Annotated in this window: 19 protein-coding genes; 8 read left to right on the forward strand and 11 right to left on the reverse strand. The window is 59.1% G+C overall.

What is annotated here, in order from left to right:
* Positions 1–16 precede the first annotated feature (16 nt).
* The 5 genes from ALTER154_RS16050 to ALTER154_RS16070 all read right to left on the reverse strand — a co-directional run bounded on the left by ALTER154_RS16050 (position 17) and on the right by ALTER154_RS16070 (position 8,021).
* Complete coding sequence (locus ALTER154_RS16050) at positions 17–1,021, reverse strand: transporter (protein ID WP_160088502.1); 1,005 nt, start codon at positions 1,019–1,021, stop codon at positions 17–19.
* A 38-nt stretch (positions 1,022–1,059) separates the two neighbouring features.
* Complete coding sequence (locus tag ALTER154_RS16055) at positions 1,060–1,821, reverse strand: C39 family peptidase (protein WP_090255913.1); 762 nt, start codon at positions 1,819–1,821, stop codon at positions 1,060–1,062.
* A gap of 88 nt (positions 1,822–1,909) precedes the next feature.
* Entirely contained in the window at positions 1,910–2,344 is a 435-nt protein-coding gene (locus ALTER154_RS16060; protein WP_090255914.1) for a DUF6160 family protein, read from the reverse strand.
* Between the two features lie 242 nt (positions 2,345–2,586).
* Positions 2,587–5,310, reverse strand: coding sequence for a LuxR C-terminal-related transcriptional regulator (locus ALTER154_RS16065; protein ID WP_160088504.1), 2,724 nt, complete (start codon positions 5,308–5,310; stop codon positions 2,587–2,589).
* On the reverse strand, positions 5,307–8,021 hold the full coding sequence (locus ALTER154_RS16070; protein WP_178126346.1) for a LuxR C-terminal-related transcriptional regulator: 2,715 nt from the start codon (positions 8,019–8,021) through the stop codon (positions 5,307–5,309). The genes ALTER154_RS16065 and ALTER154_RS16070 overlap by 4 nt, the downstream gene beginning before the upstream one ends.
* Positions 8,022–8,184: 163 nt before the next feature.
* Between ALTER154_RS16070 and pabB the strand changes: the two genes are divergently transcribed.
* Positions 8,185–9,534, forward strand: a complete 1,350-nt coding sequence (gene pabB, locus ALTER154_RS16075; RefSeq protein ID WP_160088506.1) for an aminodeoxychorismate synthase component I — start codon at positions 8,185–8,187, stop codon at positions 9,532–9,534.
* Between the two features lie 131 nt (positions 9,535–9,665).
* On the opposite strand, the gene thrH is transcribed toward pabB, so the two are convergent.
* A complete protein-coding gene (gene thrH / locus ALTER154_RS16080) occupies positions 9,666–10,283 on the reverse strand; it encodes a bifunctional phosphoserine phosphatase/homoserine phosphotransferase ThrH (protein WP_160088508.1) in 618 nt (205 codons plus the stop codon).
* Between the two features lie 189 nt (positions 10,284–10,472).
* On the opposite strand from thrH, the gene ALTER154_RS16085 reads away from it, so the two are divergent.
* Positions 10,473–11,207: a phosphoadenylyl-sulfate reductase gene (locus ALTER154_RS16085; RefSeq protein WP_160088510.1), complete on the forward strand. Its 735-nt coding sequence runs from the start codon at positions 10,473–10,475 to the stop codon at positions 11,205–11,207.
* Between the two features lie 66 nt (positions 11,208–11,273).
* Here the strand turns inward: ALTER154_RS16085 and ALTER154_RS16090 are convergent, their stop codons facing one another.
* Positions 11,274–11,555 (reverse strand): GNAT family N-acetyltransferase, encoded by a 282-nt coding sequence (locus ALTER154_RS16090; RefSeq protein WP_090255919.1) that lies wholly within the window; start codon positions 11,553–11,555, stop codon positions 11,274–11,276.
* Positions 11,556–12,076: 521 nt separating this feature from the next.
* Here ALTER154_RS16090 and oprI point away from each other — a divergent pair.
* Positions 12,077–12,328 (forward strand): outer membrane lipoprotei OprI, encoded by a 252-nt coding sequence (oprI, locus tag ALTER154_RS16095; protein WP_090242095.1) that lies wholly within the window; start codon positions 12,077–12,079, stop codon positions 12,326–12,328.
* A 137-nt stretch (positions 12,329–12,465) separates the two neighbouring features.
* Here the strand turns inward: oprI and ALTER154_RS16100 are convergent, their stop codons facing one another.
* The 3 genes from ALTER154_RS16100 to ALTER154_RS16110 form a co-directional block, all read right to left on the reverse strand.
* On the reverse strand, positions 12,466–13,419 hold the full coding sequence (locus ALTER154_RS16100; RefSeq protein WP_160090185.1) for a L,D-transpeptidase family protein: 954 nt from the start codon (positions 13,417–13,419) through the stop codon (positions 12,466–12,468).
* Positions 13,420–13,494: 75 nt separating this feature from the next.
* Complete coding sequence (locus ALTER154_RS16105; RefSeq protein ID WP_160088512.1) at positions 13,495–13,776, reverse strand: hypothetical protein; 282 nt, start codon at positions 13,774–13,776, stop codon at positions 13,495–13,497.
* Between the two features lie 58 nt (positions 13,777–13,834).
* The gene (locus tag ALTER154_RS16110; RefSeq protein ID WP_160088514.1) at positions 13,835–14,440 is read right to left on the reverse strand and encodes an arylesterase; all 606 of its coding nucleotides are present in this window, start codon (positions 14,438–14,440) and stop codon (positions 13,835–13,837) included.
* Positions 14,441–14,450: 10 nt separating this feature from the next.
* On the opposite strand from ALTER154_RS16110, the gene ALTER154_RS16115 reads away from it, so the two are divergent.
* From ALTER154_RS16115 to mnmC, 4 genes are all read left to right on the forward strand, one after another.
* A complete protein-coding gene (locus ALTER154_RS16115) occupies positions 14,451–15,134 on the forward strand; it encodes an ABC transporter ATP-binding protein (RefSeq protein WP_160088516.1) in 684 nt (227 codons plus the stop codon).
* Positions 15,134–17,632, forward strand: a complete 2,499-nt coding sequence (locus ALTER154_RS16120; RefSeq protein WP_160088518.1) for an ABC transporter permease — start codon at positions 15,134–15,136, stop codon at positions 17,630–17,632. Before ALTER154_RS16115 ends, ALTER154_RS16120 begins: the two co-directional genes overlap by 1 nt.
* A 203-nt stretch (positions 17,633–17,835) precedes the next feature.
* A complete protein-coding gene (gene greB / locus ALTER154_RS16125; RefSeq protein ID WP_160088520.1) occupies positions 17,836–18,333 on the forward strand; it encodes a transcription elongation factor GreB in 498 nt (165 codons plus the stop codon).
* An 11-nt stretch (positions 18,334–18,344) separates the two neighbouring features.
* Positions 18,345–20,324: a bifunctional tRNA (5-methylaminomethyl-2-thiouridine)(34)-methyltransferase MnmD/FAD-dependent 5-carboxymethylaminomethyl-2-thiouridine(34) oxidoreductase MnmC gene (gene mnmC, locus ALTER154_RS16130; RefSeq protein ID WP_160088522.1), complete on the forward strand. Its 1,980-nt coding sequence runs from the start codon at positions 18,345–18,347 to the stop codon at positions 20,322–20,324.
* A 33-nt stretch (positions 20,325–20,357) separates the two neighbouring features.
* Here mnmC and rlmKL read toward each other — a convergent pair whose 3' ends face one another.
* The gene (rlmKL, locus tag ALTER154_RS16135) at positions 20,358–22,631 is read right to left on the reverse strand and encodes a bifunctional 23S rRNA (guanine(2069)-N(7))-methyltransferase RlmK/23S rRNA (guanine(2445)-N(2))-methyltransferase RlmL (RefSeq protein WP_160088524.1); all 2,274 of its coding nucleotides are present in this window, start codon (positions 22,629–22,631) and stop codon (positions 20,358–20,360) included.
* 425 nt (positions 22,632–23,056) lie between these two features.
* Here rlmKL and rmf point away from each other — a divergent pair, with 425 nt between their 5' ends.
* Positions 23,057–23,272 carry a ribosome modulation factor gene (gene rmf, locus ALTER154_RS16140; RefSeq protein WP_090255928.1) on the forward strand — a complete coding sequence of 72 codons (216 nt, stop codon included), beginning with the start codon at positions 23,057–23,059 and terminating at the stop codon, positions 23,270–23,272.
* Positions 23,273–23,370 lie beyond the last annotated feature (98 nt).

Consider the following 23,370-nt stretch of genomic DNA (forward strand, 5'->3'; position numbering starts at 1 on the left):
GAAGGTTCGCTCGCGTCTATTGGGCCTTCAGGCCTTTGATATCCAAAGGCATGGAGATGCCCAACAGCACATCTGGCGAATCTTCAGTCATCCCAAAACCGGCGCTGACGTTGACGATGCGCTCAGGTGAGGTTCGTAAACCCAGCGAAAAGTTCATTACCGCGCTGGTCTGTCCACTGCCCTCAGCTTCACCATCGGCGAAAGTGAAGGTCGGCTTCAAGGAGTGCGACATCTGGTAAGAGGTCGCCAGCGACACGTCATAGGAGAGTGCATAGGCAAAACCCATGCTCAGCGAGAATGAGGATCCGGGATCAACCTCTTCAAGTAGTCGCCCCCCACGCACTTGACCGATACCGGTGATGGGCATGTTGTAGGTGTATCCGAGAGATCCGAATAACACGACCGGGTCGATCACATAGGACATATTCGCCCCGACGCCCAGGCTGTAAGTACCGCTGCCCGTTGCCAGATCACTTTGGCTATTTATGTCATAGGGGCTGTTACCTGTAGGCAAGCCCAGGGTTGCATACAGCGTGGTCACCGGTTTACCGCGCAAGGATGTCCACGGCTGCCAACGCAGGCTGGCGGAGATATCGCCCAGACTGTAGGCATTCAAATCACGCTCAGTGTCATATTTGGCAATCATGGGCAAACGAACGCTAAAGGTCAGGTTGTCCCACACGCCGTAGTCGAAGGTGAACGAGTTGGTGAAGGTATGCTGCGCTTCGCCCTGAGAGACCACGCTGAACACGTTGTTACCTGTGCGCACAGTCTCCACTACCGTGTCGCGCAGCAGCGAATAATCGAAACCATAGGTCAACGTCCGCTCACCCTTTTTCAGCAGGGTGTAGCTTTTCTCCGCAGCCTGGAACACCTCTTCAAGCGCCTTGGCGCTGTCGGCGTCGTCATCCTGCTTGCTCAGCGCCTCACGTGCCTGATCGACCGAAGCCGGATCGGCAAGTACCCCTGAACTGGTAGCCCCAGCCAGCATGGCCAGCCATACATAATGCAAAACTCTCATGGCGCAGCCCCCAAATACTTATTCTTATGCCGGGCGTTTTACTTGCGTCGGATATAGCGAATATCGCCCTCGGAACCCAGCTCTGTGGCTTGGTTCTCGGTGAACTTGGTCATCTGTGGAAACTCGCGAAATGCCAGCAAGCTGATGGTGCGGTCATCGATGATGCGCAAATCCTGCTCGCTCAAGGCAAGGGCATTTGGCGGCTCATTGCCATTGGGGAAAATCACAAACAGCACGTTCTGATCCCAGATTTCCTCAAAACGCGTACGGGTAAAACTGATATTGCCAAGTGCCGGATCCGCCACAAAAACATGGTCGTTGTACACATCGCGCACCACCACAAAGTGTTTGAAGCCGGCATATTCGATCGGCACGATGGCTGGATGCTCAAGCGCGTCGAGATCGGCAAAGCCCGCCCGAAATCCACCGCTTTTGTAACCCAACGCGGTGACAAAGCGCTTCATGTCGAGCAGGGAAAACCCACGCCGCTCAACGATTTTGTCAGCCTCACCAAACTGCAACAGGCCTTCCATCACCTGGCGCTCCTGCAGGTTACGGCCAAGGAAATAATCCAGCAGCGAGGTCAGCGCAGCCGATCCACAGCTGTAGTCATAGGCCTGACGAATCACATTGCGAAACTGCAACTGGCTCATCGGCTCAAGCGTCACCGTCTCACGCAAAGGCCCATTCGGCAGCAAGTGCTGATTGATATGCACAGTACCCGGCGCAGGCGGTTTGGTATCCACCGCCTCGCTAAAGCCCCACACACCGATCAGGCTGCCCAGCAGAATCTCGATCATCAGCCAACCGCACTCCTATCCAACAAGAGAAAAGTCCTACCGGCCGAAGCCGGTAAGACTTTTCATCACGCGGAACAACTAAGCGAACTTAGTGGCCCCAGACTTTTACGGTGGTACCAGCCATGTTCATGTCGTTAACAGCCAGGGAGCCGATGCTTGCAGCGTTTGTGTCACCAATTTTGATAGCACCCACGCTCAGCTGACCAGTGATGGTCGGCAGGCTGATTTGCAGCTGCTGAGTGCCACTGGCGTTTTCCACCACGTCAACTTTGACGGGAGCAGTGTCGGAGATGTTGAAGCCGGTGAAGGCAACGGTTTCCATACGCAGCGAACCGCCGCCAGCGTCGCCGTCGGTGTAAACCAGGCTGCCAATGGTGCCGTTGAAGCTACCGGAGATGCTGATACCGTCCTGACCGGTTACGGTTGCCAGAGCAGTGTCATCCATGGCCTTGAGCTCAGCCTGAGCCATGAAAGGAACAGCCAGAACAGCGGTGGCCAGGGCCAGTTGCTTGAGGGTTTTCATTGTTATTGTCTCCACAGTTCACTAATGGGTTGTCCCCGGCAGGCTGCTCTGGACTCCTGTCCGTCTCAGCTAGCGGCGTGCGCCGCTCACCAGGTCTGACACTGCTTCCCTATTCGCGTCAGGCTTGGAATCGTGAAGCACCATGCTTCTCGTCCTGACGTTAAAACTACTGGTGCAGGCCCTGGCTGCCAGCCCATCCAAGGGATGGAGCGCCCATCTGGCGCCAATCAGCCAGCCAAACCTCATGCTTCACTCAACAACCCCAGGCTCTTGCCCTTCAAAACCGCTTGCGTGCGGCTGCGCACACCCAGCTTGGCGAACAGGTTGTGTAAGTGCCATTTGATGGTGGCCTCAGACAAATGCACCGCCTGGGCGATATCACGGTTCGACAAACCGGCCGCGACAAAGCGCAAAATCTCCCGCTCTCGATGGCTAACATCTTGATTTTCATCGAAAGTTTCTAGGTCTATAGACAATCGACGGCATTGCTCGCGCAGCTGTTCAGCCAGTCCTTGCCAGGCGCTGGCTCGCTTGGATTCCGCACTGTACCAAGCGTCCCAGAGCGGTAGCAGCCAGAGTGCGTCATCCAGAAACATGCGCCGGTAACCGCTGGCCCAGGCATCCTCTAGCGTGGTTTTGAGCAAGGCAAAGGCCTTGTCGCTGTTACCTTTGCGCCAGTACGCCACAGAAAGTAACAAGGAAAGACGCAAGCGCCGATCACGCTGATGCTCGGCCGTCTGTTTGGCTAGGCAGGCTTCGAGTATGGCTTGCGCCTTGTCTGCACGTCGCTCGCAGAGGGCCAGCCGCGCCTCCGACAACACCTGCACGGTTTCCGCATCGGCATACCGCCCAGGCGGTAGGACCGCTAGGTGGCGTTGCAGCTGCAGGCAGGTGCGCTCGGCCTCATTGGGCTTACGCAGCCACAGCAGAAACTGCACCTTGCAGCTCATGCCCAGGGCATAGACGCGCTCATACCCAGGACCATGCAAACCGGCCAACCATTCGTCCAACTCAGCCAGGGCCGACTCACCCTCGCCAGCAAAGAACCGCGCCTTGGCCATCACCAGTTTGCCGCGACTGATCAGCTCAACCGGCGTGGCTACGTCGCGCCAGGTGGTTGCCAGCGGCAGCTCAGCGAGAATCGCCGCATGCCGATCCTGCTCATAAAGCAAATCCGCATAAGCCAGAGCCAACGGCCCGCCGACCCGACTGCGCCGACCAAATACCTGCTCGACCCGCGCGCGCGCACTTTCAGCCAAGACGCGACCGCGCTCGGGCTGGCCCATTTCCTTGCAAATCAGTGCCTCAATCAGGCTGACCACCGCATGCAGGTATTCGCTATCGGCCTGCTCCAGGTTGTCACGCGCCACCGCAATCGATTTGGCCGCCTCACCGAACTCACCCAGCAACGCGTAGGCCGCAGCCTGAATACAGGACATGCTGGCGCGGAAAATCGGCTGGTTATCCGGCACCAGAGCCAGCCAGTGCCGCGCCACCTTCAGCGCGCCCTCAAGCTTGTCCTGATACAGCAGCACCAGCGCCTTGAGCACCTGGGCCACCGCCAGCAGTACCGCCAGGCCAAAGTGCATCGGTTTGCCACGCCCTTGCATCAGGCGCGTGCTGACCTCCTCGATCAGCGCTTCGGCTTCGGCGTACTTCTGCTCGAAGGCCAGCTGCCAGGCGTAGAAAATCTGAAACACCGGATGTTCACGGATAACCTCCGAGGGTACATCCTTAAGGATCGCCAGGATGCCGTACACCTGATTACCCGCAATCAGCGTCGCGCCCTGGCGTTCCAGCAACTCAGCGGCAAATGCGTAATCCCGCGCGCGCAGGGCGTATTTGACCGATTTATCGGTCAGTTCATGGCTTTCACACCAACGAGCGGCGGCATGCAGCAGATGGGTTGGATCACCCGCACGACTGAGGCGGCCCTGAAGAAATTCGGCAAACAAGTGGTGATAGCGAAACCACTCGCCCTGCTCGTCCAGCGCGATGATAAACAGCTGGGCCGTTTGCAGGCGCTTGAGCATTTGCGCGCCATCCGTGCGACCGGTCAGGGCGTTGCACAACTCGGCATTGAACTCATCCAGCACCGACGTCTGATCGAGAAACAGCTGCTGATCCTGCGGCAGATGATCAAGCACGTCCTCAGCCAAGTAATCAGCGATATTGCGCTCAGTGCCTGACAGCCCTGAGAGAAATGCAGCGCGCTCGGGCTGCCGCGCCAGTGCCAGCGCCACCAAGTGCAAGGCCGTAATCCACCCTTCGGTACGCCGGTGTAGCAAGTCCAGCTCGGCACTGCTCAGCTGCAGCTGCTTAAGCTCATGAAAATAGGCTTCCGTCTCGCCTCGAGTCAGCCGCAGCTCGTCTGCCTTGATCCACAGCGCCCAGGGCGAAATAACCGGCTGCTCATCGAGAAAACGCGGTTTGTAGCGCGTGCTACCGATCATCCGCACATTGGCTGGCACCTGCTTGACGAAGTAATTGACCAGCGGCCCCAGATCGACATGCCGCACGCGATGAAAGTCATCAAAGATCAAGTACAGATCGCCTTGAACCCTTTTCAGGTCGCCGATAAACGAATCCATCAGCAGCTCATTCGGCACACTCAGGTCGTCACGCAGCAGACGTGCGGTGCTTGCTCCAAAGCCCGGCAGTTGCGCCTCAATGGACGCGATCAGGTAATGCAGCAAACGTTGTGGCTCGCTGTCGGCCTCATCGCAGGACAACCAGGCGACCCGCGCACCAGTCTCCAGCAAGCGCAGACGAAACTGACTCAGCACCGTACTCTTGCCAAAGCCCGCCGGCGCGCTGAGTAGAATCAGACGCTGCTCGCGCGCCTTGAATAACCGGTCGAGCAAGGCATCACGGGCCAACAACGGCCGGCCGGCGGACTCAGCAGGAAACAACTTGGTGCGCAGTAACGGTAACTTGCCCGGACGGGGTTTCGATTGGCTATTCATTGATCAAGAAGACTCAGTTCACGCGCGCGGCGGATGGCTTGTGTGCGGTTACGCACCTTGAGCTTTTCGTAAATGTTGTGCAGGTGCCATTTGACAGTACCGAGGGCCAATGACAGTTGCTGGCCGATCTCGTCATTCGACATGCCCTGAGCAGCGAGGCAGACCACCTCACGCTCGCGCTCGGTCAGCCCCTCTTCGAGTACTTCCTGCGATTGCCGCGCACTGTTGCCCGGCCAAATAGCCAGCAAGCCACGGATAAACCCTTGCAGCGCGGGCTGGCGTTCGGCGGCCTCTAGCTGCTGCAGCAGCAGACGAATAGCTTCGCCCTCCTCTACAAACAAGCTGCGCACCCCTTCGCGCTCTGCACCAATCAAACATTGCACCAGCAAACTTTGCGCACGCTCCTGGTAACCCAAACGCTGATAACTCAGCGCCGCCAGCAAATCGAGTCGCAAGCGATGCAAGCCGTGCCAGTTATCCAACAACATGCCGCGCAGCTGAGTGATTTCATGCAGCGCTTCGCTGTAATGGCCGCGCGCCTGCTGCAGGCGAATGCGGGTCAGGCCGCGCACCCACAGCACGGGGTTAAAACGCATGTGCTGGTAATGATCTGCAAGCTTGCTCCAGTCCACCGTTTTGAGGCGTTGTTCGGCGCGCTTGAGGCGGTCCGCTGCAGGCTCCTGAAGAATCTGCACCACCTCATCGGCCACCGCTTGGGCATAGAAACGCCAGGACTGGTTGCGCGCGGCCAAGTTCTGCATCAGCACCAGGCTGGCGTAGGCATCCTTGGGGTTATCCTGCATGCGCTGCACATGGGCCATGCACAGCATGCCCTGGGCATATAGATCGATCGGATTGATCACATCAACCGTGGCCAGCGCCCAGCGCAGCCGCTCCTCAATACCTTCCAGGCGTCCTTGGTTATAGGCAATCAGGGCTTCGGTGATGGTCGGCAATGCCAATGCCCGCGACCGATCGGAAAACCAGGGTATGACCCGCGCGCGCAACTGGGCGAACAGCAGCTCGGCCTGACGGATCTGCCCCTGCTCCAGACTCAGCAGCACCTCGACGTTGGCCAACTGCATATCCAGATAGCGCCCTTCGAGGAAGTGATTGCGCTGCTGCGCCAGAGCCAGCAAACGTTTGGCCTGGTCCGGCTGGCCGATCATCACATTAGCCAGCGCGCCGACGATCAGCATCGCCACTTCAAGAAAGGCGGTGTGCTGGCCCAGCTGCACTTCAACCCGCCGCGCCAGGGCTATACAGGTCTGCAAATCATCCTTCTGCAAGGCGATAACCGACTTGATCGCCAGGGTTGCCAACAACTTGTCGCTCAGCGGCGCGCCCTGCTTGGCTTCCGTCCAGCGCTCCAGCAGCTCATCGAGCATGCGGTTGGCTTCAACCAAGCCAAGCTCGGCGGCACGGGTCCAGACATCGGCGAGTACCAGTACGGGAAAGCGCTCGGCAATCTCATCCGGTACGTGCTGACGCCATTTGTAGATCAGGTTGAGCTGACCACGGTTGATCAACTCCAGGCCGCAACCATCGACCAATGCCGCGAGCATTTCCGGGTCTTCGGCGAGGCACGCATGCTCAATGGCCAGGTTCTGCATATGGTGGTTGGTGAACCACAGGCTGGCGTTGAAATGCAGCTGCTTGAAACGCTCCGGGTCGCGCTCTTTCAGGCGGCTGCGCAAGAATTCGGCAAACAGGTTATGAAAGCGATACCACTGCCTTTCGCGGTCCAGCGGTAGGAGGAAGAGCTGCATCGCTTCCAGCTCTTCCAGCAACTGCTGGCCGTCATGCCGCCCGGTCAGGGCATTAGCCAGGTCACCACTGAGCTGCTGCGCCACGCCCAGAGCCAGCAGGAGTTCTTGTTTGTCGGCGGGCAACTGCTCGAACACGCTACGCAGCAGGTACGCACCCACAGCGACCTGATCCGTGCCCATGTCGGCAATCTGTGCAGCGGCCTGGGGTTGATGACGCAGCCAGAGGCTGGCCAAGTGCACGCCCACCATCCAACCTTCGGTCTGGCTGTACAGCGCCGAAAACGCCACGGCATCCAGCTGCAAACCGCAGCGCTGCAAGTAATCGCGGGTTTCCGCCTTGCTCAAGCGCAGTTCCTGCTCACCGATCTCCACCAGCAAATCCTTGGCGCGCAGGGTGGCCAGGTTAAGTGCCGGCTGCGAGCGGCTACCGATGGCCAGAGTAAAACTTTCAGGGGCAAATTTGATCAGGCGATTGAGTGCGTTCAGCAACTCGGCGTCCTGAATCAGGTGCAGATCATCGAGCACCAGCAGCAGCGGGGTTTCCAGCTGCGGCAGGTCCACCAGCAGACTTTCCATCACCGCAGATACCGGAACACGCATGGTGTTCTGCAGGTAAGCCAAAGCTTCTGCGCCAAAGCCTGGTAACAGACACGAAAGCGCTTCAATCAGCTGCAGCAGAAAACGAGAAGGCTCATCGTCACCAGGGCCAAGCGACAACCAGGCAACAGCCTGACCGCTGTGTGCCCGCGCCTGGGCTAACGCAACCAATGCGCTGGTTTTACCGAAGCCAGCCGGGGCAGCCAATAGCAGCACCCGCGCATGGGGATTGCCAGACAGCGCCGATTCCAGCTGCGGCCTGACCAGATAATCAGCAGACGCTTGAGGTGGCATCAGCTTGGCACGCAAGAGGCTCCCAGCGGCAGGATCCATTACTTCATCCATGGCCTTGATCCCGTAGTAATTATTGTTTTATGAGTCACATCGAACATCCGGGGACAGTTCCATACTAATGAGCACAAGCATCCCGAGTAAACCCACGCGCAAGCTCTAGGATGAATGTTGGCGACGTTCTACAATCGGCGTCCGCGCACCTTGAAAGTGTCATATGCCTACTTGCCTTGTACAGGCTCTGCCCTACCTCGCAGACCCTTCGCGTTACTTCAGCAGCGTCATGCATGCCCCCGGTGCCGTCTTACTGGATGCCGGACGCCCAACCGCGCAGCGTGGACGCTATGACCTTATCAGCGCCTGGCCATTGGCAGAGCTGGCACCAGCACCCGACGAAACGGCCAACGCTTTCCTGCAACGCCTACGCCAGAGCCTTGCCAGTCTCGGCGAATGCCAAACACCGGCAGATAATCCGCTTCCGTTCGTCGGCGGATTGATTGGCTACCTGAGTTACGACTTCGGCCGCAGACTTGAACAGCTGCCGGCCCAAGCTCTCGACGACCTCAACCTGGCCGATGCCCGTTTTGGCCTCTACGCCTGGGCCCTGATCACCGATCACCAGCAACAACGCAGCCAGCTGATGTTTCACCCAAGCCTGGACGCGGCAGAACGCCAGCGCCTTAGCACGCTGTTTGCCATGCAGGCAGCGCCTGTGCTGCACCCCTTCAAGCTGCTTGAGCATTTTCAGTCGGATACCAGCGAAGCCGAGTACCTGCAATGTTTTGCGCGGATTCAGGCCTACATTCAGGCCGGTGACTGTTATCAAGTGAATTATGCGCAACGCTTTCGCGCGGGCTATCAAGGCTCGCCGTGGACCGCCTACCAAGCCCTGCGCGCCGCCTGCCCAACACCCTTCTCGGGTTATCAGACGTTGCCAGACGGCGGCGCCATCATCAGCCTGTCGCCTGAGCGCTTTATGCGCATCAGCGAAGGCCAGGTGGAAACGCGACCGATCAAAGGCACCCGTCCTCGCCATACCGATGCAGAGCGGGATAAGGCGCAAGCCGACGCCCTGCTGGGCAGCAGCAAGGACCGGGCAGAAAACCTAATGATTGTCGACTTGCTGCGTAATGACTTGGGCCGCAGCTGCACCGTCGGCTCGGTGCGGGTACCAGAGCTCTTCGCCCTGGAAAGCTACCCCAATGTGCATCACTTGGTCAGCGCCGTGACCGGCGAGCTGGCAGCGGATAAAGATGCCCTGGACTTAATTGCCGGCAGTTTCCCCGGCGGCTCGATTACTGGCGCGCCAAAGATCCGTGCTATGCAGATCATCGATGAACTGGAGCCCACTCGCCGCGCCCTGTATTGCGGCTCGCTGCTGTATCTGGATGTCCGCGGCGAAATGGACAGCTCAATCGCCATTCGCAGCCTGCTGGCCAAGGACGGACAGATCAGCTGCTGGGGTGGCGGTGGCATCGTCGCCGACTCAAACGGCCAGGCCGAATACCAGGAATCGATTACCAAGGTCAAAGTGCTGCTGAAGACACTAGAGCAGTTCTGCGATTGAACTGGACGGCAGACACAAAAAACTTCCGGGAGAAGTTTTTGACGTCGCCCAGCGACGGCCCGAAGGGTGGCCGCCATGGATGGCAGGCCACAAAAAAGCCCGCAAATGCGGGCTTTTCAATAGAGCGCTGATTACAGGCTCAGCTCGCGATTGGATGCCTTGAGGAACTCGCGCTTGAGGTCTTCATAGGTGTGTACTGCAGGGAACTGCGGGAATTCGCGAATCACGTTGTCCGGGGCATGGAACAGGATACCGGCGTGGGCTTCGCTAAGCATGGTGGTGTCGTTATACGAGTCACCCGCCGCGATCACGCGATAGTAGAGGCTCTTGAAGGCGATGACCGACTGACGCTTGGGGTCCTTTTGGCGCAGTTGGTAATCCACTACGCGATCCGTTTCATCGGTGATCAGCTTGTGGCATAGCAGAGTCGGGAAACCCAGCTGACGCATCAGGGGCTGGGAAAACTCGTAGAAGGTGTCCGAGAGAATCACCACCTGAAAACGCTCGCGCAGCCAATCAACAAACTCCACCGCACCGTCCAGTGGCTTGAGCGTGGCAATGACTTCCTGAATATCGGACAGCTTCAGGCCGTGCTCATCCAGGATGCGCAGGCGCTGCTTCATCAGCACGTCATAGTCCGGAATATCCCGGGTGGTCGCTTTCAGCGATTCGATGCCAGTTTTTTCCGCGAAGGCGATCCAGATTTCCGGGACCAACACGCCTTCCAGGTCGAGACACGCGATTTCCACAGGACACTCCTAGCTTGGATTTATTTGAGAAGGCGGCACTCTAGCCGCTCCCCTAAAGCTCTGCAACGCAGAGCTTTATACCCAAATCAAAGGTCTACTACGGCACTTGGTTATTTAGTCGTATAACCCGCTTTTGCTACCATCGCCACACAAAGACGCGCGACGTCACCATAACTAGGAATTCAGCCGATGAGCCAACCCTTCGATGCAGCCGAGCTGGCGGCAAGCTACGCCAATAAGTCGCCTCAAGACATTCTCAAACTCGCCTTTGAACACTTTGGCGATGAACTATGGCTGTCTTTCAGCGGCGCAGAAGATGTGGTGCTGGTCGACATGGCATGGAAACTCAACAAGAACGTAAAAGTCTTCAGCCTCGACACCGGTCGCCTGCATCCGGAGACTTACCGTTTTATCGATCAGGTGCGCGAGCACTACAACATCAGCATCGACATACTCTCGCCGGAGGCAGCCGCGCTGGAGCCCTTCGTAAAGGAAAAGGGCCTGTTCAGCTTCTACAAGGACGGCCATGGTGAATGCTGCGGCATCCGCAAAACTGCCCCGCTACGCCGCAAGCTTGCCACGGTAAAAGCCTGGGCCACAGGCCAGCGCCGTGACCAGAGCCCCGGCACGCGCAGCCAGGTTGCTGTAGTGGAAATTGACGGCGCCTTTTCTACAGCAGACAACGCCCTATACAAGTTCAACCCGTTGGCGCAGATGAGCAGCGAAGACATCTGGGCCTATATCCGCATGCTCGAACTGCCCTACAACAGCCTGCACGAACGCGGCTTTATCAGCATCGGTTGCGAGCCGTGCACGCGCCCGGTGCTGCCTAACCAGCATGAGCGCGAAGGCCGCTGGTGGTGGGAAGAAGCAACACAGAAAGAATGTGGCCTGCACGCTGGCAATCTAATCGCCAAAATCTGATTGCAAAGACGAAAGGCAGATATAAAAAAGGCCAGTCAATGACTGGCCTTTTCGTATACGTGTCAATCAGCTTTTATCCGCATGACGCTGGCGGCGAACCATGTAACGTTCGACGTAGGAACATGAAGGAATCACCGTATACCCCAGCAGCTCGGCATACTGCAGCGCATGCTCGGTCAACGCAGCCGCGATCCCGCGCCCACGCAACGAATTGGGCACAAAGGTGCGATAGATATCCAGGGTTTGCTTCCCAAGGTCCATATAAGCCAGGTATGCCCGATCACCATCCACTGTGGTCTCGAATTGATGGCCTGCCAGGTCATGGTGAATGGACAACGCCTCGCTCATTGCAACTCCTCTGTTAAAACGCGCAACCCGCTTTCGCCCCTACAGTCATGTGGTGCAGCATCTGCACCAATTAAGTTGTAGGCAATATTCACGAGCTTATCAGGCAAAAACCGGCGAGGTCACGTGAATCAATAACTTAGATCGCACCTCGCGTCATTTCGGCACACAAGCAATCCGAACGATGTCTATGTCGGCGTCGGCAACGTTTGTAGACACGGCATCCTTCGGATGATTCACCATCAGATAACTTACGGCATCATTTCCAAGCCCCTAGAGTGATCAACGCGACTGTAGCCTGACCTCAGTGCTTCCCGTATGACTGCAAGAAGCCTCGGAACTGATTGTTTTTTAACCAAAACATCTCAAATAAGTGGCCGGCTATGCATAAAGCAGAAAAAAACTCTGGCGGCTTGCCTTGCCTCCGTTTACTTACTACAAGTTACAGGTAGTATGTACGCCGGCTAATTTCCTACCATTAGGAAATTGCTTTTATGGAAAAACTCCACCTCAAGGGGAACACGATGAACAACGTTCTGAAATTCTCTGCTCTGGCATTGGCCGCAGTTCTGGCTACCGGTTGCAGCAGCATGTCCAAAGAAACTGAAGCTCGTCTGACTGCAACTGAAGATGCAGCCGCTCGCGCTCAAGCCCGTGCCGACGAAGCCTACCGTAAGGCTGATGACGCTATGGCTGCTGCTCAGAAGGCTCAGCAAACTGCTGACGAAGCCAATGAGCGCGCTCTGCGTATGCTGGAAAAAGCCAGCCGCAAGTAATAGCTCATAAGGCTATGACAAGCCGACCCAGTTTCTGGGTCGGCTTTTTTATTGCCCAGCAAAAATGACTACCGTTTTATAGGCAATAAAAAACCCGTCAGCGATTACGCATAACGGGCCTTTTGAACAAGCTGAAGTCAGATAGCCGGCTCAGTCGCCACCATGGCCTGATCAGGCTGAGCAATTTCAACCGGCAAGCCATCTTCAGCAGCTACCACTTCGCGCAGCATTTCCCAGTCCAGACGCAGGTCGGCGAACTGATCATTTTTCAGCAGCGCATTGATGACGGCCGTGTGCTTATCAACAACCGAAGCATCGCCCGAATCATCTAGCGGAGCATGGGCTTCCAGGTAGACCTTGCCGCCACTGCGACCAAACTTGTAAGGCTCGTTGATAATGCGCACCGAAGTACCCACGGAAACCATCGATGCCAGCTTCAGTACGTTGTGGTTGAGCATGCGGAAACAGCCATGACTTACCCGCATACCAATACCAAACTTCTTATTGGAGCCATGGATCAGGTAACCCGGCACCGACAAACCTAACTTGTATGGGCCAAGCGGATTATTAGGGCCTGGCGGCACGTAAGCTGGCAACGGATCGCCATCGGCAGCATGCTCTTCACGGATCGATTTAGGCGGTGTCCAGCCCGGGTTTGGCGTCTTGGCCGTGATGCGCGCATTGGCAACCGGCGAACTCCAGCCCTCGCGACCAATACCCAGTGGATAGGTGTAAACCACGTTGCGACCTTTCGGGTAGTAGTACAGACGGTACTCGGCGAGGTTGATCACAATACCTTCACGCGGGCCAGGCGGCAGAATGTAACGCGTCGGCAAAATAATCTCGTTGCCAGCGCCCGGCAGCCAGGGGTCAACACCCGGATTGGCAACAACCATTTCCAAATAACCCAAATCATTTGCCACACCCAAGTCGGCAAAGGTGTCCTCATATTTGGCTTGGATTACCTGCACTTCGCCAACGATATCCTCACCAGGCGGGGGCAGAGGAAACTCAAGAGCATTAGCAGACGCAACCGCAAATACAGCGGCAAGCGGCAGGCAACGAGTGACGGCAAAGGCACGCGACAACATCCGGAAATTCCTGACGAAAAAGGTTGGTAAAAGTTGGGGCCGATTGTACACCGATTGATCAGCTGCTTGGATAGCTCAGCTAGCTGGCAATGCTGGACGATCACCGCGTTTCTGCGCATCAAGTGTGGCCCGGCATGCCGGGCACAAGCGTTTGTCGCGCAGCATCGCTTTATCCAGATCACGCCATACGGGTTGCGCGGGAAGCAAACCGCCGCATAACGTGCGGTCGGCAAACTCACCTAACTCAAGCTGACGCGCCAGCAGGTGCACACGCACTTCTCGGCAGGCGAACAGGTCAAGCTGCTCGTCGGGCTCGATCAGTTGGTAGGCATGCAAGGACCAGGCAGGACGCGGCATTGAGGGCTCCAGTGCGGGGCCGCCACATTAGCCGAAAGGCACGGTACAGAAAAGCCCGTCAGAGCAAAGGTTTCAGGGTCGGCCAGACGTTTTCCAGCAGCTTGGGTTGCGCCTCAGCAGTGGGGTGAATGCCGTCGTTTTGCATCAGCGAAGGCACACCACCTACGCCCTCCAGCACGAAAGGCACCAGGGCAGCGTCATGCGCCTTCGCCACCTTGGGGAACACCTCAGCGAACGCCGTGGTGTAGCGCACACCGTAATTGGGCGGTAGCTGCATACCAAGAATCAGCACCTTGGCGCCCTTCTGCTGCGATGCCTGCACCATGGCCGCAAGGTTTTGTTGCAATTGCGCAGGGGGCTGGCCACGCAGGCCATCATTGCCTCCCAACTCGATAATCACCAGCTCCGGCTGATGCTCTGTAAGCAGCGCTGGCAGCCGTGCGGCGCCGCCTGCGCTGGTGTCGCCGCTGATCGACGCATTGACTACTTGGTGGGCAAAACCCTCTTCGGCCAAGCGTTTTTCCAACAAGGCGACCCATCCCTCGCGGGTATCCAGGCCAAAAGCCGCGCTGATACTATCGCCGACGACCAGCACGGTACCCGCGAACGCCGCCGGCCCCCACAGCAGCAGGCTCAGGGCAGTACCGATCAACCACTTACGCATTGGATTCTCCATGAGCTCAAGTATTCTCACCGCGCGAAACCTTAGCAAAGTGGTCCCTAGCACGGAAGGCGAGCTAACCATACTCCATGATCTGTCGCTGGAGCTGGTTTCCGGTGGCAGCTTGGCGATTGTCGGCAGCTCCGGTTCGGGTAAATCCACCCTGCTCGGCCTGCTCGCCGGTCTCGATCTACCCAGTAGTGGCAGCGTGGTGCTGGCCGGTAACGACCTAGCCAGCCTCGATGAAGATCAGCGTGCGCGCGTTCGCGCAGAGCACGTCGGTTTCGTCTTTCAGTCCTTCCAGTTGCTCGACAGTTTGAATGCCCTGGAAAACGTCATGCTACCGCTGGAGCTTGAGGGCCATGCCGATGCCCGCCAGCGCGCCCGCACCCTGCTGGACCGTGTCGGCCTGGGCCAACGCCTCACGCACTACCCACGTCAGCTCTCCGGCGGTGAGCAGCAACGTGTAGCCATCGCCCGCGCCTTTGCTGCCGAGCCCGCGGTACTGTTTGCCGACGAGCCCACCGGTAACCTCGACAGCCACACCGGCGAGCGCATCAGCGATCTGCTGTTCGAACTGAACCAGGAGCGAGGCGCGACCCTGGTATTGGTCACCCATGACGAACGCCTGGCGCACCGCTGCCAACGCCTGATCCGCCTAGAAGGCGGTCACCTGGTCGACCACGTGGAACCTTGATGAAACAGCTGCCATTTACCCGCCTGCTTTCTCTCGCTAGCCGTCAGTTGCTGCGCGATGCCCGCGCAGGCGAGCTGCGTGTGTTGTTTTTCGCCTTGCTGATCGCCGTCGCCGCCAGCACGGCCATTGGTTATTTCAGCGCACGCCTGAACGACGGCATGCTGCTGCGCGCGACTGAATTTCTCGCTGCCGACCTGCGCCTGACGGGCAGCTCGCCCAGCGCACCCGAGCAAATAAGCACGGGTAAACAATTGGGGCTGGAGCATGCCCAGCTGGTGGAATTCTCCAGCGTGGTGGCCAGCGATGCGGGTATCCAGCTGGCAAGCATCAAAGCAGCTGACAGCGCTTACCCGCTGCGGGGCGAACTGAAGAGTGCCGCCGCGCTGTATGACACTGAACAAATCGGCACCGGCCCGCAGCCTGGTGAAGCCTGGGCCGAAGCACGGCTGTTTGTTGCCCTCAATCTGAAACCCGGCGACAGCGTTGAAGTCGGCGCCAAAACCCTGCGTCTGACCCGCGTACTGACCTTTCTCCCGGATGAAGCCGGTGACTTCTATAGCCTGACGCCGCACCTGCTGATGCACTTGGATGACCTCGCCGCCACGGGCGTGGTGCAACCGGGCAGCCGCGTACGCTATCAGGAGCTGTGGCGCGGCGAGGCTGATGCCTTGGCGCAGTATCGTCAGGGCATCACCCTCGCCCCCAACCAGCGCCTGGAAGATGCCAAAGATGGCAATCGCCAGGTCGGCAGCGCCCTAGGCCGCGCCGAACGCTATCTGAACCTCGCCAGCCTGGCCGCCGTGCTACTGGCCGGGGTGGCCGTGGCCCTTTCGGCAGCGCGGTTTGCCGCCAGGCGTTTCGATGCCAGCGCACTGCTGCGCTGCCTGGGGCTGTCCCGTAACCAGGCACTCGGTCTGTTCAGCCTGCAATTGGCACTGCTGGGGATTACCGCCAGCCTGATCGGCGCATTGCTGGGCTGGCTGGCTCAACTGGCTCTGTTCAATATGCTGCAGGGCCTGCTCCCAGCGCAGATTCCGCCTGGCGGCCTGTGGCCTGCGCTGGCCGGCATGGCCACCGGACTGGTCGCCCTCGCCGGCTTCGCCTTGCCGCCACTGGCCGCACTCGGCCGTGTGCCGCCGTTGCGAGTCCTGCGCCGCGATCTGCTGCCGGTGCCGGCCAGCTCCTGGCTGGTATATGGCGCCGCCTTGCTGGCTCTGGGCCTGATCATGTGGCGCTTGAGCCTCGACCTGCAGCTGACTTTCGCGCTGCTCGGTGGAGGCCTGGTAACCGCATTGCTGCTGGGTGGATTGCTGCTGCTCGGTCTACAGAGCCTGCGCCGCATGCTGGCCGGCGCTTCACTGCCCTGGCGGCTGGGCCTGGGCCAATTGTTGCGTCACCCACTGGCTGCAGCCGGACAGTCGCTGGCTTTCGGCCTGATCATTCTGGCCATGGCGCTGATCGCCTTGTTGCGTGGCGAGCTGCTCGACACCTGGCAGGATCAGCTGCCCGAAAATGCGCCTAACCACTTCGCCCTGAATATCCTGCCGGCAGACAAGGACGCTTTTGCCGCTCGCCTTAATGAACTATCACCGCACCCCGCACCATTGTTCCCCGTGGTGCCCGGTCGACTGGTGATGATCAATGGCGAGCCGGTACGACAGATCGTCAGCAAGGAATCCCAGGGCGAGCGCGCGATTCGCCGCGACCTAAGCCTGACATGGGCCGAGGATTTGCCAGCGGATAACAACTTGATCGCCGGTAACTGGTGGACGGATGCCAACACCAGCGAATTGCCGGGCGTATCGGTGGAGTCCGAACTTGCCGAAAGCCTGCAACTGAAACTCGGCGACCGCTTGAGCTTCAGCGTCGGCGGCCTTAACCGAGATGCGGTGGTCAGCAGCCTGCGTGAAGTGGACTGGAATAACTTCCAGCCCAACTTCTATATGATCTTCCAGCCCGGCACCCTGCAGGATCTACCGGTCACCTACTTGACCAGTTTCTATCTGCCGCCGCAGTACGAAAAGCAGCTGGTTGAGCTGTCGCGTGCCTTCCCGGCCGTGACCTTGCTGCAGGTCGAGGCGCTGCTGGAACAACTGCGCAGCATTCTCGCCCAAGTCACCCTGGCCATCGAGTTTGTCCTGCTGTTCGTGCTGGCGGCCGGCCTTGCAGTGCTGTTCGCCGGGCTGCAAGCAACCCTGGATGAACGCATTCGCCAGGGCGCTCTGCTACGCGCCCTGGGTGCCGAGCGCAAGCTGCTGATCAAGGCTCGTCGTGCGGAGTTCGGCCTGCTTGGTGCCTCAAGCGGGCTGCTGGCGGCTTTTGGCTGTGAGCTAATCAGCTTTCTGCTCTATCGCTTTGCCTTCGACCTCACCTGGCAACCGCACCCCTGGTTGCTCTTGCTGCCGTTGATTGGTGCGCTGCTGGTCGGTACGGCAGGCGTTCTCGGCACGCGCAGGGCGCTAAACATCAGCCCGCTGACGGTGCTGCGCGAGGGCTGATAGACTCGCGCACCACTTTTCTCAGCCGTCTGAGAGACTGCGAGCTAGAGTCCTGCAAGGCGCTACGTTAGTAACAGCCTCAGGCTGGTCAAAGCGGCAAGGAAGCGGAGTGTACTTTTGTACATGAGCATTTCGAGACGCCGCGTCCCGGCCTGTTTTTAACGCAGCAGGGCCGACGCGCAGCAGACGTTAAATAGGTTCTTATGAGTCGCTACCGCCCACCCCGCTCCGCCGGCACTGCCCTGATCACCCCCGAGGGAGAGGCCCGCATGCGCGCCGAGTTACATGAGCTTTGGCATGTGCGCCGCCCCCAGGTTACCCAGTCGGTCAGTGAAGCTGCCGCCCAGGGCGACCGTTCGGAGAATGCCGAGTACACCTACGGCAAGAAGATGCTGCGCGAAATAGACAGCCGCGTACGTTTTCTGACCAAGCGCCTGGAAAACCTCAAGGTGGTCAGCGCCCGGCCCAGTGACCCGGATAAGGTCTACTTCGGCGCCTGGGTCACCTTGGAAGATGAGGACGGTGCTGAATCGCGCTACCGCATCATCGGCCCAGATGAGTTGGACCTGAAAAACAACCTGATCAGCATCGACTCGCCCCTGGCACGCGCCCTGATCGGCAAAAGCCTGGACGCCGAAGTGCGGGTACAGACGCCAACTGGCGAGAAAACCTGGTACATCGTCGCGATCGACTACCTGTGACCAAGCCAAGCATGCCCTCCGCCCCAGAGACCTCATCCCAGCAAGCCCACCTTGAGTGGGATGAGCAGGGCCAGCCGCTGTCCAGCCAATTCGCCGACGTGTACTTCTCCAACGAGAACGCGCTGGCCGAAACCCGCTACGTGTTTCTCGCCAACAACCAGCTGCCGGAACGCTTCGCCGCGCTGACGGCCAATCAGCAGTTGGTCATTGGCGAAACCGGCTTCGGCACCGGATTGAACTTCCTTTGTGCCTGGCAGCTGTTTGAACAGCACGCCGTAACGGGCGCCCGCCTGCACTTTGTCAGCGTGGAAAAATACCCGCTGCACAAGACCGATCTGAAACGTGCGCTGGCGCTGTGGCCAGAGCTTGCGCCCTACACCGAACAGCTGCTGGCGCAATACGTGGCGCTGCACCCAGGTTTTCAGCGCCTGGTATTTGCCGGCGGGCGTATCGTCCTGACCCTGTTGATTGGCGATGCCCTAGAGCTGTTCGGTCAACTGGACGCCCAGGTCGACGCCTGGTTTCTCGACGGCTTCGCCCCGGCGAAAAACCCGGATATGTGGACGCCGGAGTTGTTCGCCGAACTGGCCCGGCTGTCCCATGCCAGCACCACCCTCGGCACTTTTACCAGTACCGGTTATGTACGCCGCCGCCTGAACGAGGCTGGTTTCAAGATGAAGCGCGTACCGGGGCTGGGAAAAAAATGGGAAGTGCTTAAAGGCGGCTTCATCGGTACAGCTGAAACAGCCGAAAAGCCCTGGTTTGCCCGCCCACAGCTGCCGGTTGGCGAGCGCAGCGCACTGGTGATCGGCGCAGGCCTTGCCGGCTGCGCCACAGCCGCCAGCCTGGCCCAGCGCGGCTGGCAGGTCACCCTATTGGAGCGGCACGCAGCTATCGCCCAGGAAGCCTCGGGCAACCCGCAGGGCGTGCTCTACCTCAAGCTATCAGCCCATCACACCACACTGTCACGCCTGATCGTCAGCGGCTACGGCCATACCCGCCGGCTACTGGAGTGCCTGCATAAAGGTCAGGACTGGGACAACTGCGGCGTGCTGCAACTGGCCTTCGATGCCAAGGAAGCAAAACGCCAGACGCAGCTTGCTGCTGCCTTCCCCGCCGACCTACTGACAAACCTGGACAGAAGCACCGCCGAAGCCAAAGCCGGCATAACCCTGCCCGCTGGTGGCCTTTTCTACCCCGAGGCGGGCTGGGTGCATCCACCGGCGCTGTGCGCACTGCTGAGCCAGCAGCCGAACATCCAACTGCGACTGCATCAGGAGGCGCTGGAGCTGCGCCGTGACGGTGATAGCTGGCAAGCCTGGAATGACAAGCAGCTGCTGGCCAGCGCCAGCGTGGTTGTGTTGGCCAGTGCCGCCGAGATCAAAGGGTTTACCCAAAGCGCAGGCTTACCGCTTAAACGCATTCGCGGGCAGATCACTCGCTTACCAGCCACTGCAGCCAGTCGCGCACTGAACACCGTAGTATGCGCCGAGGGCTACGTAGCGCCGGCACGCCAGGATGAACACACCCTGGGGGCGAGCTTTGATTTCAATAGTGATGATCTGACGCTGAACAGCGCCGATCACGCAAGCAACCTGCAGTTATTGGACGAGATATCGCCCGAGCTTTGCGGCGCACTAAATGCTGCGGCACTCGATCCCGAACACCTGCAAGGCCGCGCCGCCTTTCGCTGCACCAGCCCGGATTATCTGCCAATTGTCGGCCCTTTGGCCGATACCACCGCCTTTGCCGAGGCCTATGCGGTGCTGGGTAAGGATGCCCGCCAGGTACCGGATACGCCCTGCCCCTGGCTCGACGGCCTGTACATCAACAGCGGGCATGGCTCACGGGGGCTGATCACCGCGCCACTGTCCGGCGAGTTGATTGCGGCCTGGCTGAATAACGAACCGCTGCCCGTGCCTGCCGATGTGGCGCAGGCCTGCCACCCCAACCGCTTCGCCTTGCGGGCGCTGATCCGCAACAAGGTTTAACCCGGCGCGCCTGTCAGCAGGCGCGCGCACGGGTCAACCGCGCAGACTGAAACGCCAGGCGCGGTGGATTTTCGGGTTACGGGCGAAATCTGGATCAAGGGTCGATGCACTGATTTCTTCCACTTGATACCGCGCGGCCAAGCTCTCATCGAGCTCAAACTTGCGGAAGTTATTGGAGAAATACAGCACCCCATCTTTGGTCAGGCGGGCCATGGCCAGGTCGAGCATCTGCACATGGTCGCGCTGCACGTCGAAGATGCCTTCCATGCGTTTGGAGTTGGAGAAGGTCGGCGGGTCAATAAAGATCAGCTCGTATTCGCCACGGTCTTCGGCCAACCAGGCCATCACGTCGCCCTGCTCCAGACGGTTCTTGTCGGAGAAGCCATTGAGCGACAGGTTGCGCCGCGCCCAGTCCAAGTATGTCTTCGACAGGTCAACGCTGGTGGTGGTGCGCGCGCCGCCCTTTGCCGCATGCACGGTCGCGGTGGCGGTGTAGCAGAACAGGTTGAGGAAGCGCTTACCGGCGGCCTCTTTCTGAATGCGCAAACGTAACGGGCGGTGATCGAGGAACAGGCCGGTGTCCAGGTAATCGGTCAGATTGACCAGCAACTTCACGCCGCCTTCGCTGACTTCCAGAAACTGCCCCTGCGTGGCTTGGCGCTGGTATTGCTTGGTGCCACTCTGGCGTTCGCGGCGCTTGATCACCACCTTGCTTTTGTCGACACCCAGCGCCTGCGGAATCGCGGCAATAGCGTCAAACATACGCGCCTTGGCTTTCTCCGGATCAATGGACTTGGGCGCGGCATATTCCTGCACGTGCACCCAATCACCATACAAATCCACCGCCATGGAATATTCCGGCATGTCGGCGTCGTACAGGCGGTAGCATTCAACGCCTTCCTTACGCGCCCATTTGCCCAGCTGCTTGAGATTCTTCTGCAGGCGGTTGGCAAACATCTGGCCGCCTTCGCTCAGGCGCGCCTGTTCGACCACCGGAGCAGGTGCAGCCGCCGGTTTGATAGGGTTGCCGTTCTTGTTGTACTGGCGCTCCACCGGTTCAAGCGGCGCCTTATCGGCCTCAGCCTGTTCACGCTCGCGTTCACGCTGCTCAGGCGTACGGCGCTCACCGGTGACGAACTGCTCGGGCTGCACCTTGATCAGCAGCAATTTGCACGGCAACGCGCCGTTCCAGAAGGCGTATTGCTTGTGGCTGCGAATACCCATGCGCTTGCCCAGGTCCGGCGCGCCGGTAAACACCGCTGCTTCCCAGCCCATGCAGGCCTGACGCAGGCGCTCGCCGAGGTTCTGGTAGAGATACAGCAAGCTGGCTTCATCACCCAGGCGCTCGCCGTAGGGTGGGTTACAGATAACCAAGCCTTTCTGGCTCTGATCCGGGCGCGGCTCGAAGGTCGCCACTTCGCCCTGATAGACCTTGATCCAATGGCTCATGCCTGCACGTTCAATGTTATTGCGCGCCGGCTGAATCAGCCGTGGGTCGGCTTCATAACCGCGAATCCACAGCGGTGGTTTGGCCATGCCCGCTGCTGCGCGCTCTTCGGCCTCGGCATGCACTTTCTTCCACAAGGCTGGCACGTGGCCCAACCACTTGCTGAAGCCCCATTGCTCACGGGTCATATTCGGCGCGATATCGGCGGCGATCATCGCGGCCTCGACCAAGAAGGTGCCAACACCGCACATCGGGTCAGCCAGTGCGCCGCCTTCTGCCGCGATACGCGGCCAACCGGCGCGGATCAATACGGCAGCGGCGAGGTTTTCCTTCAGCGGTGCAGCGCCCTGCTGCAGGCGGTATCCGCGCTGGTGCAGGCTATGGCCAGAGAGATCGAGAGACAGAATCGCCTCACCGCGATCCAGACGCAGGTGCACCCGTAGGTCGGGGTTGATCTTGTCCACCGAAGGCCGCGTACCGTCTTTCAGGCGCAGCTTGTCGACGATGGCATCCTTAACCTTCAACGCACCGAAATGGGTGTTATCGATGCCTGAGCCGTTACCGCTGAATTCCACAGCCAAGCTGCCGGTGGACTCCAGGTGCTCAAACCAATCTACCTCCAGCACGCCTTCGTAAAGGCTCTGGGCGTCCTGCACGCTGTAGCGCTTGAGCACCAGCAGCACACGGTTGGCCAAACGCGACCAGAGGCACAGACGGTAGGCGGTTTCCATGTCAGCCATGCCACGAATGGCCGAGGTGTGCTCACGTGCCTCTTCAAGGCCGAGGCTGCTGGCTTCTTCAAGCAGCAAGCCTTCGAGGCCTTTGGGGCAAGTGAGGAAGAGTTCGTAACGATCCGACATGGGAGTTTCCAGTGCCTAAGGCAATCAACGGCGCACCGACAAATCGGCACGGCCAAAATAAGTGACGAAGCGTCTAAGCGCGACCCTTCGTCGGAATAAACAACAGTCTCAATCGCAATTCATTCGCGATAGCACAACACCAGCACACCTTACGCATACGCCCACAGCATAGGCGTTACAGCGAAAAAACAGGGCATCCAACGCAATGCCTTATGGCACGACCCTCAAAAACGTTACGGCCTTATGACGAAACGGTCATTCACAGGCACCCGCGCATTGGTTAGAAATCTACCCAGGCCAGCACTGCAACGGTGCTGGCAAGGAGGCTCGCGACGCCGGCAGCGGACTCCGTAGGCAGAACGTTTCTGCCTGACCTTGCTTCAAGGTCTAAGGGACATAACAGTCAACATTGAGGGCTACACCCTATGAGAAGACTTAAGCGTGATCCGTTAGAAAGAGCTTTTTTGCGCGGCTATCAATACGGCATCAGTGGTAAATCCCGCGAACTCTGTCCATTCACCCTCCCCTCTGTCCGCCAAGCCTGGTTAAACGGCTGGCGCGAAGGCCGCGGTGACAATTGGGACGGCATGACCGGCACCGCCGGCATCCATCGACTCAACGAACTTCACGCTGTCGGCTGATTCAGGAACCTACCGACTCACCATGCGCGCTCCATCCGAGCGGCGGGCGCGAGCCCAGGGGCTCCTTTAGGGAGCCCTTTTTATTGCCTGCCCTCCAT

The sequence above is a fragment of the Pseudomonas sp. 9AZ genome, from assembly GCF_902506525.1.
Classification (GTDB): Bacteria; Pseudomonadota; Gammaproteobacteria; order Pseudomonadales; family Pseudomonadaceae; genus Aquipseudomonas; species Aquipseudomonas peli.

Bases quoted from the DNA above. Each gene is read 5' to 3' on its own strand.
- oprI (WP_090242095.1), top strand. From the start codon at position 12,077: ATGAACAACGTTCTGAAATTCTCTGCTCTGGCATTGGCCGCAGTTCTG.
- rmf (WP_090255928.1), top strand. From the start codon at position 23,057: ATGAGAAGACTTAAGCGTGATCCGTTAGAAAGAGCTTTTTTGCGCGGC.
- ALTER154_RS16110 (WP_160088514.1), bottom strand. From the start codon at position 14,440: ATGCGTAAGTGGTTGATCGGTACTGCCCTGAGCCTGCTGCTGTGGGGG.
- ALTER154_RS16100 (WP_160090185.1), bottom strand. From the start codon at position 13,419: ATGTTGTCGCGTGCCTTTGCCGTCACTCGTTGCCTGCCGCTTGCCGCT.
- ALTER154_RS16105 (WP_160088512.1), bottom strand. From the start codon at position 13,776: ATGCCGCGTCCTGCCTGGTCCTTGCATGCCTACCAACTGATCGAGCCC.
- mnmC (WP_160088522.1), top strand. From the start codon at position 18,345: ATGCCCTCCGCCCCAGAGACCTCATCCCAGCAAGCCCACCTTGAGTGG.
- ALTER154_RS16070 (WP_178126346.1), bottom strand. From the start codon at position 8,021: ATGGATGAAGTAATGGATCCTGCCGCTGGGAGCCTCTTGCGTGCCAAG.
- rlmKL (WP_160088524.1), bottom strand. From the start codon at position 22,631: ATGTCGGATCGTTACGAACTCTTCCTCACTTGCCCCAAAGGCCTCGAA.
- ALTER154_RS16115 (WP_160088516.1), top strand. From the start codon at position 14,451: ATGAGCTCAAGTATTCTCACCGCGCGAAACCTTAGCAAAGTGGTCCCT.
- ALTER154_RS16120 (WP_160088518.1), top strand. From the start codon at position 15,134: ATGAAACAGCTGCCATTTACCCGCCTGCTTTCTCTCGCTAGCCGTCAG.
- greB (WP_160088520.1), top strand. From the start codon at position 17,836: ATGAGTCGCTACCGCCCACCCCGCTCCGCCGGCACTGCCCTGATCACC.
- ALTER154_RS16085 (WP_160088510.1), top strand. From the start codon at position 10,473: ATGAGCCAACCCTTCGATGCAGCCGAGCTGGCGGCAAGCTACGCCAAT.
- ALTER154_RS16050 (WP_160088502.1), bottom strand. From the start codon at position 1,021: ATGAGAGTTTTGCATTATGTATGGCTGGCCATGCTGGCTGGGGCTACC.
- ALTER154_RS16055 (WP_090255913.1), bottom strand. From the start codon at position 1,821: ATGATCGAGATTCTGCTGGGCAGCCTGATCGGTGTGTGGGGCTTTAGC.
- ALTER154_RS16060 (WP_090255914.1), bottom strand. From the start codon at position 2,344: ATGAAAACCCTCAAGCAACTGGCCCTGGCCACCGCTGTTCTGGCTGTT.
- pabB (WP_160088506.1), top strand. From the start codon at position 8,185: ATGCCTACTTGCCTTGTACAGGCTCTGCCCTACCTCGCAGACCCTTCG.
- ALTER154_RS16065 (WP_160088504.1), bottom strand. From the start codon at position 5,310: ATGAATAGCCAATCGAAACCCCGTCCGGGCAAGTTACCGTTACTGCGC.
- ALTER154_RS16090 (WP_090255919.1), bottom strand. From the start codon at position 11,555: ATGAGCGAGGCGTTGTCCATTCACCATGACCTGGCAGGCCATCAATTC.